Genomic DNA, 15,186 nt, shown 5'->3' on the forward strand with positions numbered 1-15,186 from the left:
AAACCATCATGACCAAGAAGATCCGTGTCAATATACGGTCGCTGGCCAATGTCGCCGCCGTCCGCAAGGAAAAGCGCAACGGTCGGGACGTCGTGATCGTGCCCTCGGCCACGCTGCCCGACGATATCGTCATGAACGGGATCAAGTACCCGGCCGATGAGATCGCCAAGTCTTTCATGACCCTCAACCGGACTCCGGCGCCCTTTGGTCATCCCAAGGTCAATGGCAAGTTCGTCTCGGCCCGTGACCCTGAGGGGATCAACGTCTCTTATGTCGGCGCATGGAATGAAAACGTCCGTCGAGAAGGCGGGCGAGTACTCCTCGACAAGGTCATCGATGTCGCCATCGCCAACCAGTCCGAAAACGGCAAGGCCGTGCTTGAGGCGATCGACAAGGGCGAGCCGGTCCACACCTCGACCGGTCTGCTTTGCGAGCTCGGCGCGGCAAATGGCGATGATCACAAGCATACCGCCATGAACATCATGTTCGACCATGACGCCATTCTTCTGAACGAGGACGGCGCGGCCACGCCCGACCAGGGCGTCGGAATGCTGGTCAATGCCTCCGGCGAGGCCGAAGAAATTGAGGTCATCAATTCCGCTATCGATGAGGCGGATCGTGATCTCGACTGGGCGCTGGATTCAGCCGTCCGGGCTCTTGAGAAGCGCCAGCGTGCGCCGCTCATGGAGCGACTGAAAACCGCACTTATCGAAGCGTTTCGCTCCGAGCGGGAAACCCAGGCAAACGAAAAGGACATCGATATGCCGATTGATGAAAAAGCATTCGATGCGCTTTCCGCGAAGGTCAACTCCCTCTCGGAAGCCGTCGACAAGATCCCCACGACCGTGGCCGAGGCCATGACCAACGCCGTCAAGCCGCTGGTCGAGGCGCAGGAGGCGCTGGTCGCCAACCAGAAGGCCAAGGACGAGGCCGAGCTTGCTGAGCTGCAGGCGAAAATCGTCAAGGCCAACATCCTCGATGAGGAAGGAGCCAAGGAACTGACCCTCAACGCTGCGCGCAAGCTTGCCGAGAAGGTCAAGGTCGGCAACGCCGCTGGCGTGAACTCGGCTTTCAAACCCGGCGCCGACAACGATGAGTGGGCGGGCTACGACCTGAACGCCAACATCAAGACCGAGAAGGGAGCCGCGTAATGGCCAATGTCATTTATCGTGGTCCGATCAAGGACGAGCCGGAAACGGTCAACAAGCCGGTGGCGGGCGCCTACCTGCCCGGCATCATGGTCACGGAAAGCGCAACCGCGTTGACCGTCGCCGTCGCGGCCGACATGGAAAAGGATCTGCTGATCCTGTCCAATCGCCGCTTTGTGGGTCAGGACGTGGCCACAGCCTATGCGTCCGGCGATACCGGCGTAGCCTATCGTCCGCGCCCCGGCGAAGTCTACCAGGTGCGGTTGGCAGGCGCTACCTATGCCTACAATGCCCCGCTGACCGTGGGCGCTTCGGGCTACCTCGAGGCGACCAGCACTGCCGAGAAGGTTGTGGCCTATTTTCAGGGCACGGCCGGCGCAATTACCGCAGGCGCATTGGCCGATGTTCGCATCGCCAACAGCTTCCTGACGGCAGCGGCATAAGGAGATCCTGAGATGCTGACCTTTACCCCTGCGCAGCAGGAACTCCTGCTCAACAACCGCCGTGCGTTCAACACGCGCCAGGCGGCCATGGCTGCCGAAATGGGTGGTGAACTCATGATTGGCAACGCCGCCACGCTGCCCCGTGATGTCTGGGGACTGTGGGACCGGGAGGCTGTCGAAATCCAGCGTTCAGTTCTTGCCGTCTTCAATGATCTCTCGGCCAGCGTTGCGACCCCGATGCCGATCGGCAAGATTGTTCACCATTTCCAGACTGTTTCCGACAGTGGCGAAGTGAACATCTCGCTGGACGGCAGGTCCAAGGGACGTACCGATCAGCCGGTGATCGACTACCACGGCACTCCGCTCCCGATCATCGACAGCCCGTTCTCCTACGGATGGCGTCAGGTCGCGGCGGCACAGACCGAGGGCTTCCAGCTCGACGCCGCCGGGCGCATGAACGCCATGCGCAAGACGGCCGAAAAGCTGGAGAGCATTGCGCTCGACGGTGACGCCAAGATCGTGGTCGGCACCGCGACCCTTTACGGGCTGCGCAATCATCCGAAGCGCGCCACCCGCGCCACCGGACAGGCACTGTTGACCGCGACCGGTCCGCAGTGGGTTGCCGATGTCACGGCCACGCTCAAGCTGCTGCATGCCAAGAACTTCCGGGTTCCTGCTACGCTTTATGTCAACTGGGATGACTGGTTCTATGCCAGCAACACCGACTATTCGTCGCAGTATCCCAACAAGACGATTGCGCAGCGGGTGCGTGAAATCGGCGGCATCGAGAACATCGTGCCGGCGTCGGGTGTGGCTGCAAGCCAGATCATTGCCGTGGTCAAGCGCCGCGACGTGGTCCAGGTGCTTAACGGGATGCCAATGGCGACCCGTGCGCAGTTCCGCGCCAATCCTGAGGACGATTACAACTTCGTCACGATGGCGGCCTCGGCTATCGAAATCAAATACGACGCCGAAGACCAGTGCGGCGTTGCGGTTTCGACCATCGCTTGATGATCTCTATGGCGGGCCGCGCAGTCGGCCCGCTTTGTGAGACCATCCGCAACCTGAAAGGATCAGGATCATGAAGCTTGAAATCACACAGAAGGGCATCTTCGACCAGAACGGCAAGGAAGCCGAGATCGGCTCGACCATCGACGTCAAGGGCGACACTGTGCCGGCATGGCTGGTCAACAAGTGCCGTCCGGTCGGCGGCTCCGGCAAGAAGGCTGTGACCAATCCGGCGCAGGATCCGGTCACTCCGGTTGTCGAAGGCTACGCCGTGGCCGAAAAGTCGCCTGGCTGGCTCGTCGTCAACAAGGACGGCGTTGCCGTGACCAAGGCCATGCGCAAGGATGAACTCGAAGGCTTCGACGCGATGAGCGACGAGGACAAGGGTGCATTCGCCGAGCTGCACAAAGGCTGATCGAATATGGCCGGTTATGGCACCGATGAAGGGTTCACTGCATGGCTGACTGAAAACGGCTATGCAGTTCCGTCTGGCTCGCCGGCATCGGCCGTGATTCGTCAGCGCGGATCATCCTACGTCGATGCCGTATATGGCGGGCGATTTGTTGGTGATCCGACAGACCCGGTTACGCAAGAGCGCTCATGGCCGCGGATCGGCGCTTTCGCATACGGCGTCGAGATCGGAAGCGATGCTGTTCCTGATGCGGTTATCAAGGCATCCTATCATGCCGCCCTTGCCGCAGCGACTTCCGATCACAGCCTTTCGCTTTCCACTCCGGCCGCCGTCAAGCGCAGGAAGGTCGGTGATGTGGAGGTGGAATTCGCCGAAGCCGCGGCGACTTTTCAGTTCGCTGACGATGTGCCGGTCTCCGTCCTTGATGGCCTTCTCGCGCCACTGCTCAGGAGCAGGACCGGCGTTCTGATCCGGACCATTGGGGCATGAAGACTTACAGGATCTCCGACAGGGCCAAGGGCAAGAAGGGATCGAAGGCCAACCTTCCGCCGATCGAGGAAAGCGTTCGCAACCGTGTCGCCTATCTCAGGGTTTTGCGAGCCATGCTGCGCGAGCTCGGTCAGATGGGCCGGAAGGCGCGGGAAAGCTTCGATTTCGAGAGGCTGGCGCAGACCGCTGCCATGCTGGTCCTGACAGCGGAAAGCACGGTAAATCGCATTCTGGACCTTGAAGCGCAGCGGCACACCACGGCTTTCATGCAGACCGCAAAGCGTGCCTTGGGTGTGGATCTGGCCGATGTGGTTCTGAAAGAGGATCTGGCCGAGTATCTGCGACTGGCCGGGATGCGAAATGCGGGCCTGATCAAGGGCTTGAGCACGGACGCCGTAAAAAGGATTCAAGAGACCGTTTCGACTGCCCTGATCAATGGAACACCTGCGCGGGAATTGCAGGCTAGGATCTCGGAACAGCTTCGGATCTCTGATCGCCGGGCGCAGCTGATAGCCCAGGATCAGCTTGCAAAGCTCAACAGTGATCTGAACCGCATTAGGCACGAACAGGCCGGGATTACGGAATATCGGTGGGCTACTTCGAAAGACGAGCGGGTGCGCGAACGCCATCGGGCATTGGAAGGCAAGGTCTACAAATACGGACAGCCAACTGGGGCGGAAGGCGGATTGCAGCCTGGTCAGCCGATCAGGTGCCGGTGCGTTGCAATTGCGATTGTTCAGTTCTGAAGATGTTCGCCGGGTAATTCGTCTTCGTCTTCGACCAGCATCATCGCGGTCATCAAATTCTTGATCGGATCGAGTCGCGCGGCGATATCGCCATCCTGACGCTTCAGGTGGAGCTCTATGGCTTCCACTCTCGCGGCGAGGTCAAGGAGCAATTGGCGGATCTCTTGAAACTGCTCTTCGGTCATCATTGAGGTTTCGCATATGGCTTGCCGGTGTCAAGAGCGCAGGGCGGCAATAGTGGCCGCTTCGAAGGCAAAGAGCATCCGCCAAGCCGGATCAGCTGCCCGGTTCGTCATCCGGACATCCGCCGAAGACTTGGCCAGAGCGGTCAACTTGCGCCGCAACGGCGTCAAGGGAGTAAAGTGATGGTCAAGGTCACCAATACCGGCGACACAAAGCAGCACGTCCACACTACGGGCGGCGTCGTAACGATCTACCCCGGCAAGACCCGTGATGTCGAGTTGTCCGGTCCGGGCGCCAAGCTGGTCGATCGGTCCGATGTGCTCGAGGTCAAGGTCAGGCGCGGTCGAAAGGCTGTGAAGGCCAAGTAGATGCCCGACATCACATTCCGGCGGATCAGGCATCATGATCTGTCCAAGGTGCAGACCAGCCTTATGGGACCGAAAAAGGTCAAGGTGGGTTTTCCGTCCGGGAAGGCAGACGCCGGCAACATTAAGAAAGCCATCTGGAACCATTTCGGCACGAAAGGCGGGGCCAGTGGAGGCGGCTGGGGTGGCCCGATCCCAGAGCGGCCATTTCTGACCAACGCCATGCGCGACAACCGTGCCAGCTACCGCCAAGGTATGAAGATCAGCGCCAAGAAGCTGCTGATTGGCGCGACATCGCTGAATACCGTGCTGTCCAAGCTCGGGATCAAGGCGCAAGGCGATATCCAGACCGAGATCACCTCTCTTTCCTCGCCGCCAAATAGCTCGGTGACGATCGAAATGAAGGGATCTAGCAATCCGCTTATCGACAATGGCGAGATGCGCGCCGCGGTGACATGGAAGATTGACGAATGATCGATGTCGCCATTGCTATCGACGGTGAGGCCGTCAGCGTGACGCGCACCAGGTCGGCAAGCGGCTCTTATGACGCCAATGGTGACTGGACTGCCGGCGCATCGACTTCGGTCGGGATCATGGCCGTTGTGCAGCCGGTAAAAGGCAATCAGTTGATGGACATGCCGGAAGGCATCCGAACCGAGGCCGGCTGGATCGTATGGAGCCGGTCGGACATGGCCGTTGATGACCGGATCACGGACGACGGCAAGACCTATCGCGTTCTGTTCGCATGGCCGCGCACAAGGGACGGGGATTTTTATCGGGCGGCGCTGGGGCTGGTGGCATGACCAATGACGAAGCCCACAGCGCGATTGTCCGATGGGTGGCCGCAAAGACCGGTGTGACCACGATCAAGGCGCATCAGGGCGGCGCGGCTCCGGCGCTCCCGTACATCATGGTCAACATGACCGGCTTTGCCGAGGTGCGCGAGAACGCCATCGATATCGAGTTCACCGAGACCGACGAGCTCAACAGTGAAGATGAAAAGATCGTCGAAGCGGCTCCGGTCACCGAAATGGAGTGGCGGTTTTCCGTCCATGCCTACGGCGACAATCCGACCGATCAGCTTCGACCTATCGTCTCGGTCATGAAGCTATCGCAGGGTACGGAGCCGGCCTATCCGGGTCTGACGATCCATGAAGCTTCCCAGATCCGCAACGTTCCGGACTGGATCAACAACGAATGGCAGCCGCGCGCACAGATGGACCTGTTCGCCCGCGGCATCATCCGCGATGCATCGAATGTCGATGTCATCGACGAATACAGCTTCGACATCGCTCAAAGCTGATCTGACTACCCCGACAACCTGAAAGGATAACGGCATGGCTATTGTGCCTTATACTCGCGTGGTGAACGTCTCGCTCACGCGCAATGATGCATTTCCGAGCCGCCGTGGTTTCGGGACTCAGCTGATAGTGACCACGGAAAGCGTGACCGACGTTGTCGACGCCACGGTGCGCACGAAGCTTTACGCCTCGATCGAGGAAGTCGCTACCGATTGGGCAACCACGACCGAGCCTTACAAGGCCGCCGCGTCTGCCTTCTCGCAGAACCCGCGTCCAACACAGATCAAGATCGGTCATGTGGTTGATGACGACACGATGACCAGCGCCGAACTCCAGGCGCAGCTTGATCTGCTCTATGCTTACGACAGCGACTGGTATTTCATCAGCTGCACGTCCGAGCTTCGCGATACCGCGGCCACAGTCGGTTTCCTGGTGTGGACGGAGAGCAAAAACAAGCTGGCATTGATCGACAGCAACGCGGCCGACACCGAAGACCCGGCAGATGTCGCAGTGCTCGCTGCTGTGAACAAGGGCACCTATGAGCGCTCCGGCGTGTTCTATCACACCACGGCAGCCGCCTATCCATCGGCCGCTCTTCTGGCCTACATGCAGACCCGCAACTTCGATGATGCGGGTTCCGCCTACACCGCCAAGTTCAAGAACCTGAAGGGCATCGCCGCGGTCAACATCGACAGCGCCGCGATCACCGCGGTTACCGGGTTCACGCCGGGCGTCGGGCAGTCAACCAGCGCTGGTCATTGCGCGAACACCTACATCGACATCGGCTCGCGCAATTTTGTTGTAGAGGGTTCGACTCTCACGCCAAACGTCTTCCTCGACGAGGTGCACGCGACGGACTGGATCATTGCTCGGACCGAGGAAGAGGTTCTCGGTGTGATGCTGAACAATCCGAAAATCCCGTTCACCGACCAGGGCATGCAGATGCTGGCCGGCGCGGTCCGTTCGGTCATGCAGCAGGCCGTCCGAGCCGGGTTGGTCGCTCAGGACATTGATCCGACAACCAGCGAATACGCCCCGGCCGTTGTGATCACGGTTCCGAGCGTGTTCGATGTGCCGGAAAGCCAGCGCAAGGCTCGCATCGCCCCGGCGATCACTGTCCGGTTCCGCTATTCCGGCGCTGTGCATTACTCGGTCGTCACCTATCAGATGACATTCTAAGGAGGCCTGACAGATGGCTATTTCTTCCGCATACAGCATGGTCAACGTCTCCGCGACAGTCGATGGTCAGCAGGTGCAAGGCGCATGGGATGGCGATGACGCGCTCATTGTCACCCCTGGCGCCGACAAAGGCACCGGTCTGATCGGCGCAGATGGATCGGGCATCTTCTCGATTTCGGCTGACAAGTCGGCATCGATCAGCATCAAGCTGATGCACACGAGCCCGACCCACCGGCTTCTGTCGCAGAAAATGAAGCGCCAGCAGGCCTTGGGTGGCGCCGCTGCATCGTTTCCGTTCAATTTCATTGACACGGTATCCGGCGAGGGCGGTACGGCGGACAAGTGCTACATCATGACCGCTCCTGCCGACAGCAAGGGCAAGAACGCCACCGTTCGCGAGTGGGTTCTCTGGGCCGTCGAGTGGAACCCGGAGATCCCGAATGGCTGAGAAGAAAATCGCAGGGTTCGAGATCAAGGTTGATCGCCCGCTCGCAACCGAAGCGCTCAAGATGCAGGCCCGGCTCATGTCGGCCGCCGGCGGATTGGCCGAGAAGCTGCCAGGCATCCTTGCGAGCCGGGCGGAAGGCGCGACCGATGAGCAGCGGGCCAAGGCGGATGCCGATGCGCTCACTGCGCTGGCCGGGATCTTTGAACGGCTCTCGCCAGAAGCCTACGCATCACTGGTCGGCGACATCATCGGCATGGCCAAGATCAAGCGGCCATCGGGGCACTATGATCAGGCGGATATCGACGGGGACTTCTCCGACAACCTCGGAGCCATCATTCCGGTTGCCGTCTTTGTACTGAAAACGGTGTTCGGCGATTTTTTTACCGGCGCGCTGGCGAGTGGAGCCCGCGCAATGAAGGTGCAGGGTTAAACCCTGCCCAGGTCGAGAAGATCGCGCCAAACCTCAATCTTTGGCTTTGGCGTCCGATCATCGCGGATCCACCGATCTATACGCAATCAGACCTTCGCGAGTGGGTGACCCTCGCGGATGTCATGGACGCTCATGAAGCGCTCGATCTCCGGTCGGCGATGAACGAAAAGGCGCAGCAGGCCTAATCGCACTTTGCTCCGCGAACCACGCATGGCCATTCGAACTTGCCGGCCCATATTCCGCGCTTCTGTGCCTTCGCTTCGCGTTGCACGGATGCGTATCGGCCACGGCTGTATTTTGGCCAGTCTATGGCGTGGCCGTTGGCAACCATCCACCGGTTCACGTCGGCACCATCGGCGCGACGGCATGCCGCAACAAACCGATCCCAACTCTTTCCGGTCACGGTGCACGCCGTAGGTCTGGATTTTGCAAGGAAAGCGTCGAGGGCTTCGGCGGAAACTCGGCCGCACCGGTAGCTCTTCCCTGTGGCATCTTGGCATGATTGCCGTGCTTCTGGTGCGTCTATGCCGTCGAAGCGTATGCGCTTGCCTTGGATCTCTATCGTATCGCCGTCAACGACCGACGCACGACCTGCAATGTCGGAAGCAGCCGCTGGAGAAGTGGCGACAAGGACGCAGATGGTCAGCAACGTGTTCCGCATTTCTGGCACCTCCATGATCTAAATGAGGTCTGAAGAGCTACCAGGGCATAGATGATCAGCCAGAAGCCCGCTGTCACGATCGACAGGATGATGTGCAGGATGTGGTTCGGGCTGCTTTTGGTGCATGGCATCGTTGCATCGCACGAGGGGCAGTAGCGCATTTCAGTTTTCTTCATTTGGCTTCCTTCCGGGCCTCAATATGCCGTTGGGCAGATCGAGATTCAATAAATGGTTGTTGACGAACTGATTGCTATTCTCGGTTACGAGGTCAAGGGCGAGGAAAAGCTGCGCCGGTTCTCACAGTCGATCGACCGGGCGGCTGCAAACCTTGTCCGCTTCGCCGCGGTCGCCGGCACCGCTGCCGCCACGGCCATGGGTGTCCTCGGGCGTTCGGTCATCAACACCTCGGCCGAGTTCGAGGGCTATGCGGCCACGCTGGAAACCATCGAAGGCTCGAGCGAGAAGGCTCAGGCCTCACTCGACTGGATCAGCGAGTTCGCCAAGAAGACGCCATTCGAAGTTTCGGAACTGACCGAGGCTTTCGTGCGGCTTCGTGCCTATGGCATGGACCCGACGCAAGGGCTGATGGAAAGCCTTGGCGATGCGTCCTCGGGCATGGGCAAGAGCCTGATGCAGGCCGTCGAGATGATCGCCGATGCATCGACAGGCGAGTTCGAGCGCATCAAGGAATTCGGCATCAAGGCCAGACAGGAAGGCGACAATGTCACTTTCTCATGGAGTCAGAACGGCGAGGAACTGAGCAAGACGGTCAAGAAGACCGGAACAGAGATCACGAAGTTCATCCAGGATCAGTTCGGCGCCAGGTTTGGTGGCGCTATGATGCGCCAGTCGAAGACATGGAACGGCATGATGTCGAACCTGTCGGATGGCTGGGTAGATTTTCAGCGTCGAATCGGCGAAGCCGGGTTCTTTGATGCTGTCAAAAACCAGCTTGCCGGGCTGATGGACGCCGTTGCCCGCCTTGATGCAGACGACACGCTCGACCGGTGGGCGAAGAGCCTGTCAGACGTCCTCACATCGTCCGTTGAGGTGATTTCGAATTTCGCAACACGGATGGCGCGTCATTTCGACACGATCTCGGGACTAATCAACACCAATTCCGAAGCGTGGAACGTTCTCAAGGCCGTTCTTCTCGGCGTTGCCATCTGGTTGTTCCCGATCTCGGCTCTGTTCGTCGCGCTTGGGTTGGCAATTGACGATTTTCTGACTTATCTGCGCGGCGGTGAAAGCGTCATCGGTGATGCGATCGCCTGGCTGGGCGAGCTTAAAAACGCAATTCTTGCGTGGCTGGAAGCACTTCCCGGCAATATCGGGGATGCTTTCGCTGATGCGTGGCGAGTGGCGTTTGATCGTGCCAAGGGCGTCTTTGACGAGTTCGTCGCATGGGCCAATGCCAAGCTGTCCGCGATCAATCCGCTCAACTGGCTTCCAGACATCGGCGGAGATACGTCTGGGGCAGATGCCGAAGGGAATATCCCTCTCAGGCCCGGGCAGTCTTCGACATCTTCGCGCGCAGCAGGCCCGAACGCCGATGGCAATATCAGCCTCCGACCTGGGCAAAGTTCTGCGGATATCAATCAGATGCTTTCCAACGCTCAAGCCAACATCGCCAAGACCGGCAATGATAACGCAGCCACGGCAGTCACCAACACGGTGAACGACAGTAGCGACAAGTCCGTCACGGTCAATGTCGGTGGCGTGAACGTCCAGCAGGCAACGCAGGCCCCGGCAGCTGTCGGGCAAGCGGTCGGAAACGCCGCTGCAGGCGCTGCCAGGGCCGGCCTGCCGCCGGCGCGCATTTCCGGTGGAGGCGGTTTCTGATGACGGCAATCGCCTTTTCAAGCGCTATCGGCCCGATCGCGATCAACTGCGTGATTTCCGAAAAGCACACCGCCGAACTGGACATCACCGAGATCCCGATCGAGACCGGCGCGAAGGTGACGGACCATGCCGTGGTCATGCCAAAGAAAGTCACTCTCGACATCGCCAACGACGCAGCCGCAGCAACGTTCAACGCGCTGGTCAGGTTTCAGGAAAGCCGGGTTCCGTTCTCCATCGTGAGTGGCCTCAAGGTCTACTCAAACATGCTGGTCAAGCGGATCGATGCCGAGCGGGACGCAACATTCTCGCGAGTGCTGCGCGCCAAGGTCGATTTGCAGGAGGTCATCATCGTCAGCACGGCCTATGCCGCGGATCCCGGCGGCGAGACAGGTGCAGGCGCTTCGAACCGTGGGCAGGCGGGTGGCCGTAAAAGCGCCAGGGCTGCCCCTCCAAGCGCGGAGCGGTCCAAGGATGCTGCCACGGCCAACCGGGCGTCTGGAACCGTTCAGCGGGGCGATGCGGGCGTTTCCAGCGCCCCGGCAGCTGACCAGTCATATCTCTCAAGCTTCTTCGGGGGCTGACCATGAATGTCTTTTCAGTCCTCGACCATCCTGATCAGCAATTCGGCACAGTCATTGATGGTCGGCGAGTGACCGTTCGGCTACGCTATAATCCGGCGAAGGATCGATGGGCATTTGATCTTTCGATCGATGATGTGCCGGTGCTGCATGGCCGCAAGATCGTGACAGGCGTTGATCTGCTCGCGCCGTTCCGGTTTGGCCTTGGCGTGATCTTCGCCGCTGCAGTGACGCCAGGTGCTGTTCCGGATCGCAATGCACTGCCAGACGGCACGGTGAAGCTGTTCCATGCGACGGATGCGGAAGTCGCCGCGGCGGTGGCCTGATGGCAACTCAGTATCTGCGCAAGGTCCGGGCCACGTTCAGCGGCGGCCTGACGATCAACCCCGGCGCCGTGCAACCGCATGAGATCAAGATCGAGTTCTCGATAAGCAAGAGCGTGTCGAGTTCGGCGAACACCGCCGAAATCAAGCTCTACAATCTGGCCGAAGGCACGCGCAACGGCATGGGCAAGGAGTTCGACGCGGTCACGCTGGAGGCCGGCTACATGCCGCCGGGCGAGGGCGGGAATGTCGGGATCATCTTCAAGGGTGCTGTGCGGGACGTTGAACACAAGCGTGACGGGCCGAACATCATCACTACGATCACATGCGGCGATGGCGACAAGGCCTTGCGCCGGGCAACGATCAGCAAGTCCTACCCGGCCGGGACCAAAGTGACCGATGTGATCGAGGACATATCCGCCGAGCTCGAGGGCAAAGGGATCACCCGGGGCGAGTTCAAATATCCGGATGAACTGAAATCCAAGACCTTCAAGCGGCCATATGTCGTCTGCGGGTCATGCGCCAGGGAAATGGACACGATCGGCCGGGGGAACAACTTCTATTGGTCGAGCCAGAACGAAACGATCGAGATCATTCCGGGCGACGGCTTTGTCGGCAGCGTGACGCTGATCACGCCGGAAACCGGAATGATCGGAACGCCGGCCATCACTGACAATGGCGTCAAGGTCGCGGCGATGCTCAATCCAGAGATCAGGCCGAACCGGCGCGTGCAGGTGAAAAGCCAGACGCTCGAAATGAACGCTGCCGATGGGATGTATCGGGTGTCTGACGTGACCTATTCCGGCGACAACATGACCGGCGAGTTCAAGGTCGACATCACCGGGGAAGCGGTCAAGGGCGGCAAGGTCGATGAGGGCGTGAAACCATGACCGGATATCTCGGCAAACAGACCAATCTGCCCGAGGACACAGTCGGGTCCATGGCGCAAGCTGAGCGTGACACCATCTGGGGTCCGATCCCCGGCGAGATCGTCAGCTATGACGCCGCCAAGGGCACGGCGACTGTGCGGCCACTCTACAAGCCGAAGGTCGTCGGCCAGACGCTGACCATGCCGGATCTATTCGAAGTTCCTGTTGATCAGCCCAGGACCGGCAATGCTGGCCTGACAATGCCGATCCCAGCCGGGACGAAAGTGATGCTCACGCCACAGATGCGGGCGCTCGACGAATACGAGGAAGGCAACGAGGGCACGCCCTACGACGCCCGCTCCTTTCACGTCTCGAACATGCGGGCTTCGCTTTCGGGTGGAGATAGTCTCTCCGATCCGCTGCCGAACGCGGACGCTGACAACACACATCTGCGGTTCTCGCCAGATGGTGAATTCGGGATCAAGGGAAGTCCGGACGGCAAGATCAAGATCGATGGTGCCGAGGGCAACATCTACGACCTCTTAGCCACGGCCATTGAATTGATTGCTTCGGATGGGCTCAACATTCTCTCCGGCTCGTCGGCTGGAAACGGCATCCATGAGCTCGAAAACAAGGCCGCGTTGACAGAGATCGCCGGCAAACTGAGGGCGATGGCGCTATGACCGTTTACACCCGCGTTGGCCTCGATATCGACCAGACGACGAATGATCTGCAGTTGGCCGCTGATGGCAATCTGTCACTGGCGACAGAAGCCAAGGCAGTCGGCCAGCATGGGCGCCAGCGCCTGCAGACCTATTCCGGGGAATGGTTTCTCGACAATACCGCCGGCGTGCCGTGGCTCGATCAGATCCTCGGGCGCGCCTATGACCCCGCATTGGCCGAAAGCGTGGTCAAGTCAGAACTGCTCGACACCGATGGCGTGACCGAGATCACAAGCTTCTCGGTGTCATTCGACAAGGCTACACGCGGGCTTCTGATCCGCGATGTGGAAGTGCTGACCATGTTCGATGAGGTTGCAAACGTATGACCGACTATGGACCAATCAGCACGGGCTTTTCGCGCAAGCCACTAAACACGATCCTTGCCGAGATCGAGGCTTCGCTGATCACTGAATTTGGTCCTGGCATCATCCAGACCAGCCAAAGTCCGATGGGCCAGATCAACGGCATCTTTGCCGAGGGGGCATCTAAGGCGTGGGAATTGTCCGAGAACATCTATCAGTCTCTCGATCCAGATCAGGCCGAAGGCATCCGGCTCGATATACTTGGCCGGATCCGTCGCATTGTGCGCGCGGCCGGGGAGACGGATGAAAGCTTCCGCCGCGCCATCACCAATGCCGGTCAGTCCCGGATCGATATCCAGGACGTGAGCCGGGCAATCGCAGCGCTGGACGGCGTGACCTATTCCTATGTATGGGTCCGCGACAATGCCGAAGATCTGGCGGACAGCGGCATGGCTGTCGGATCTGTCTGTATCGCGGTCACGGGCGGTGATGATGACGAGATAGCGACTTCCATCCGGCAATATATCGCGCCGGGCGTGTCTCAATTCGGATCCACTGCCATTGAAAGCGTGGTGGACGGCTATTGCCGGACGTTCCGCGTTCTCCGACCGATCGATGTGCCTGTGGAACTCACCGTGATCGTGCGGACATTCAAGGATGGGCTCGGCTGCCCGCCACCGTCCGCAAGCGCGATCAAGACATCGCTGCTTGAAGGGCTGTATCTGCTCAATGGTGAGGACATCAGCTTTTACCGGGTCCGATCGGTCATCGAAACGGCATTCTCGAATGTCGAAGTGCTGACTATCAACGGCGAACGTGACGAAATTGCACAAGGCGACAATCAGCCGGTCATCATCGGCTTTATCGAGCGGGCGTCTCTGGCGTCTGCCGATGTGACGATCACGGTGAACGCATGACATGCGTCACCCAAGATGAGTTCGTCGAGGCAGGGATCAACCGCGTCCTGACCCAGTATCGCGAGAGCCCGAAGCTCTTGCACACGATCCGGACATACCTGATCCAGTTGTGGCAGGCTCAGAACTCGATATGCGATCTGCCCCAGTTCTTCAATCTCGACACCGCGACCGGCGATCAGCTGACCATCATCGGCAAGTGGATGGGCTTTCCGCGCTGTCACTGTGTCTGCGACGTGCAGCCAGTGTTCGGTTTCGAATGCGCGGTGGACGTTCCCGGCTCGCGTCCGATTGTCGGCTTCTGCGAGGGCGGCACATGGCTGGCATGCGGCGAGGATGGCGTCTCCGAGATCTGCATCACCGATGATGAGGTCTATCGCAGCCTGCTGATCGCTCGATCCTACCAGATGCAATCGCGGTACGGATGGGATGATCTGACCACGGCTATTCAGGCCATATTCGGCGCACAGGCGCGGATCATGTCCTCCGCGCACAATCAGGTGGTCATCGCCCCTTTTCGTGCACTGACGGATCTGGAGACGGCCATTCTGCAGGTCATCCCGCGTGCACTTCCTCTGGCACCGGGCGTCTCATCCCGTTGGCATTTCGGCACGTTCGCTGTGTTCGGCTTTGGCGAAGGATGGGGCGGCTTCTGTGAGGAATGGGAGCCGGACGGGCTGGCGCTGGTAACCGAAGACGGAACGCCGATCGTGACCGAAGATGACGTTGAGATCTTTACCGGTCCACTGACCAAAGACGCCGACTGGCTTTGCCGGGCGGACGTGAAACCTTATTCCTGCTGACCCCCTGAAAAGGCAATCCA

Annotated in this window: 23 protein-coding genes; 21 read left to right on the plus strand and 2 right to left on the minus strand. The window is 59.7% G+C overall.

Annotated features, from left to right (window positions below; translation table 11 throughout):
* The first annotated feature begins 8 nt into the window (after window positions 1-8).
* From GTW23_RS04130 to GTW23_RS04155, 6 genes are all read left to right on the plus strand, one after another.
* Window positions 9-1,151, plus strand: coding sequence for a hypothetical protein (locus GTW23_RS04130; RefSeq protein WP_252914735.1), 1,143 nt, complete (start codon window positions 9-11; stop codon window positions 1,149-1,151).
* Window positions 1,151-1,591 carry a hypothetical protein gene (locus GTW23_RS04135; RefSeq protein WP_252914736.1) on the plus strand — a complete coding sequence of 147 codons (441 nt, stop codon included), beginning with the start codon at window positions 1,151-1,153 and terminating at the stop codon, window positions 1,589-1,591. The genes GTW23_RS04130 and GTW23_RS04135 overlap by 1 nt, the downstream gene beginning before the upstream one ends.
* 12 nt (window positions 1,592-1,603) lie before the next feature.
* The gene (locus GTW23_RS04140; protein WP_252914737.1) at window positions 1,604-2,602 is read left to right on the plus strand and encodes a major capsid protein; all 999 of its coding nucleotides are present in this window, start codon (window positions 1,604-1,606) and stop codon (window positions 2,600-2,602) included.
* Between the two features lie 70 nt (window positions 2,603-2,672).
* The gene (locus GTW23_RS04145) at window positions 2,673-3,014 is read left to right on the plus strand and encodes a hypothetical protein (RefSeq protein WP_252914738.1); all 342 of its coding nucleotides are present in this window, start codon (window positions 2,673-2,675) and stop codon (window positions 3,012-3,014) included.
* Between the two features lie 6 nt (window positions 3,015-3,020).
* Entirely contained in the window at window positions 3,021-3,500 is a 480-nt protein-coding gene (locus tag GTW23_RS04150) for a DnaT-like ssDNA-binding protein (protein ID WP_252914739.1), read from the plus strand.
* A 113-nt stretch (window positions 3,501-3,613) separates the two neighbouring features.
* Entirely contained in the window at window positions 3,614-4,246 is a 633-nt protein-coding gene (locus tag GTW23_RS04155) for a phage head morphogenesis protein (RefSeq protein WP_252914740.1), read from the plus strand.
* Here the strand turns inward: GTW23_RS04155 and GTW23_RS04160 are convergent.
* Window positions 4,237-4,434, minus strand: coding sequence for a hypothetical protein (locus tag GTW23_RS04160; RefSeq protein ID WP_252914741.1), 198 nt, complete (start codon window positions 4,432-4,434; stop codon window positions 4,237-4,239). The genes GTW23_RS04155 and GTW23_RS04160 overlap by 10 nt on opposite strands.
* Before the next feature lie 177 nt (window positions 4,435-4,611).
* Between GTW23_RS04160 and GTW23_RS04165 the strand changes: the two genes are divergently transcribed.
* From GTW23_RS04165 to GTW23_RS04195, 7 genes are all read left to right on the plus strand, one after another.
* On the plus strand, window positions 4,612-4,797 hold the full coding sequence (locus tag GTW23_RS04165) for a hypothetical protein (protein ID WP_252914742.1): 186 nt from the start codon (window positions 4,612-4,614) through the stop codon (window positions 4,795-4,797).
* Between the two features lie 63 nt (window positions 4,798-4,860).
* Window positions 4,861-5,268 (plus strand): hypothetical protein, encoded by a 408-nt coding sequence (locus GTW23_RS04170; RefSeq protein ID WP_252914743.1) that lies wholly within the window; start codon window positions 4,861-4,863, stop codon window positions 5,266-5,268.
* On the plus strand, window positions 5,265-5,597 hold the full coding sequence (locus tag GTW23_RS04175) for a hypothetical protein (protein ID WP_252914744.1): 333 nt from the start codon (window positions 5,265-5,267) through the stop codon (window positions 5,595-5,597). Before GTW23_RS04170 ends, GTW23_RS04175 begins: the two co-directional genes overlap by 4 nt.
* Window positions 5,594-6,097, plus strand: a complete 504-nt coding sequence (locus GTW23_RS04180; protein WP_252914745.1) for a phage neck terminator protein — start codon at window positions 5,594-5,596, stop codon at window positions 6,095-6,097. The genes GTW23_RS04175 and GTW23_RS04180 overlap by 4 nt, the downstream gene beginning before the upstream one ends.
* Before the next feature lie 34 nt (window positions 6,098-6,131).
* The gene (locus GTW23_RS04185; RefSeq protein WP_252914746.1) at window positions 6,132-7,274 is read left to right on the plus strand and encodes a DUF3383 family protein; all 1,143 of its coding nucleotides are present in this window, start codon (window positions 6,132-6,134) and stop codon (window positions 7,272-7,274) included.
* Between the two features lie 13 nt (window positions 7,275-7,287).
* Window positions 7,288-7,722, plus strand: coding sequence for a phage structural protein (locus GTW23_RS04190; RefSeq protein ID WP_252914747.1), 435 nt, complete (start codon window positions 7,288-7,290; stop codon window positions 7,720-7,722).
* Window positions 7,715-8,152 (plus strand): phage tail assembly chaperone, encoded by a 438-nt coding sequence (locus GTW23_RS04195; RefSeq protein ID WP_252914748.1) that lies wholly within the window; start codon window positions 7,715-7,717, stop codon window positions 8,150-8,152. Before GTW23_RS04190 ends, GTW23_RS04195 begins: the two co-directional genes overlap by 8 nt.
* A gap of 181 nt (window positions 8,153-8,333) precedes the next feature.
* Here the strand turns inward: GTW23_RS04195 and GTW23_RS04200 are convergent, their stop codons facing one another.
* Window positions 8,334-8,813, minus strand: coding sequence for a thermonuclease family protein (locus GTW23_RS04200; RefSeq protein WP_252914749.1), 480 nt, complete (start codon window positions 8,811-8,813; stop codon window positions 8,334-8,336).
* 228 nt (window positions 8,814-9,041) lie between these two features.
* On the opposite strand from GTW23_RS04200, the gene GTW23_RS04205 reads away from it, so the two are divergent.
* Genes GTW23_RS04205 through GTW23_RS04240 form a run of 8 tightly spaced genes read left to right on the plus strand, consistent with a single transcriptional unit; the run spans window position 9,042 to window position 15,166 of the window.
* Window positions 9,042-10,655 carry a tape measure protein gene (locus tag GTW23_RS04205; protein WP_252914750.1) on the plus strand — a complete coding sequence of 538 codons (1,614 nt, stop codon included), beginning with the start codon at window positions 9,042-9,044 and terminating at the stop codon, window positions 10,653-10,655.
* Complete coding sequence (locus tag GTW23_RS04210; RefSeq protein WP_252914751.1) at window positions 10,655-11,236, plus strand: phage baseplate protein; 582 nt, start codon at window positions 10,655-10,657, stop codon at window positions 11,234-11,236. The genes GTW23_RS04205 and GTW23_RS04210 overlap by 1 nt, the downstream gene beginning before the upstream one ends.
* A 2-nt stretch (window positions 11,237-11,238) precedes the next feature.
* The gene (locus GTW23_RS04215) at window positions 11,239-11,559 is read left to right on the plus strand and encodes a phage baseplate plug family protein (protein WP_252914752.1); all 321 of its coding nucleotides are present in this window, start codon (window positions 11,239-11,241) and stop codon (window positions 11,557-11,559) included.
* The gene (locus GTW23_RS04220) at window positions 11,559-12,446 is read left to right on the plus strand and encodes a phage protein (RefSeq protein ID WP_252914753.1); all 888 of its coding nucleotides are present in this window, start codon (window positions 11,559-11,561) and stop codon (window positions 12,444-12,446) included. Before GTW23_RS04215 ends, GTW23_RS04220 begins: the two co-directional genes overlap by 1 nt.
* Window positions 12,443-13,108, plus strand: a complete 666-nt coding sequence (locus GTW23_RS04225; RefSeq protein WP_252914754.1) for a Gp138 family membrane-puncturing spike protein — start codon at window positions 12,443-12,445, stop codon at window positions 13,106-13,108. The genes GTW23_RS04220 and GTW23_RS04225 overlap by 4 nt, the downstream gene beginning before the upstream one ends.
* Window positions 13,105-13,473 (plus strand): contractile injection system sheath initiator, encoded by a 369-nt coding sequence (locus GTW23_RS04230; protein WP_252914755.1) that lies wholly within the window; start codon window positions 13,105-13,107, stop codon window positions 13,471-13,473. Before GTW23_RS04225 ends, GTW23_RS04230 begins: the two co-directional genes overlap by 4 nt.
* Window positions 13,470-14,366, plus strand: a complete 897-nt coding sequence (locus GTW23_RS04235) for a hypothetical protein (RefSeq protein WP_252914756.1) — start codon at window positions 13,470-13,472, stop codon at window positions 14,364-14,366. Before GTW23_RS04230 ends, GTW23_RS04235 begins: the two co-directional genes overlap by 4 nt.
* Window positions 14,363-15,166: a baseplate wedge 1 family protein gene (locus GTW23_RS04240; protein ID WP_252914757.1), complete on the plus strand. Its 804-nt coding sequence runs from the start codon at window positions 14,363-14,365 to the stop codon at window positions 15,164-15,166. Before GTW23_RS04235 ends, GTW23_RS04240 begins: the two co-directional genes overlap by 4 nt.
* Window positions 15,167-15,186 lie beyond the last annotated feature (20 nt).

Origin of the sequence: Parahoeflea alexandrii (genome assembly GCF_024105735.1) — a bacterium.
Classification (GTDB): Bacteria; Pseudomonadota; Alphaproteobacteria; order Rhizobiales; family Rhizobiaceae; genus Hoeflea; species Hoeflea alexandrii.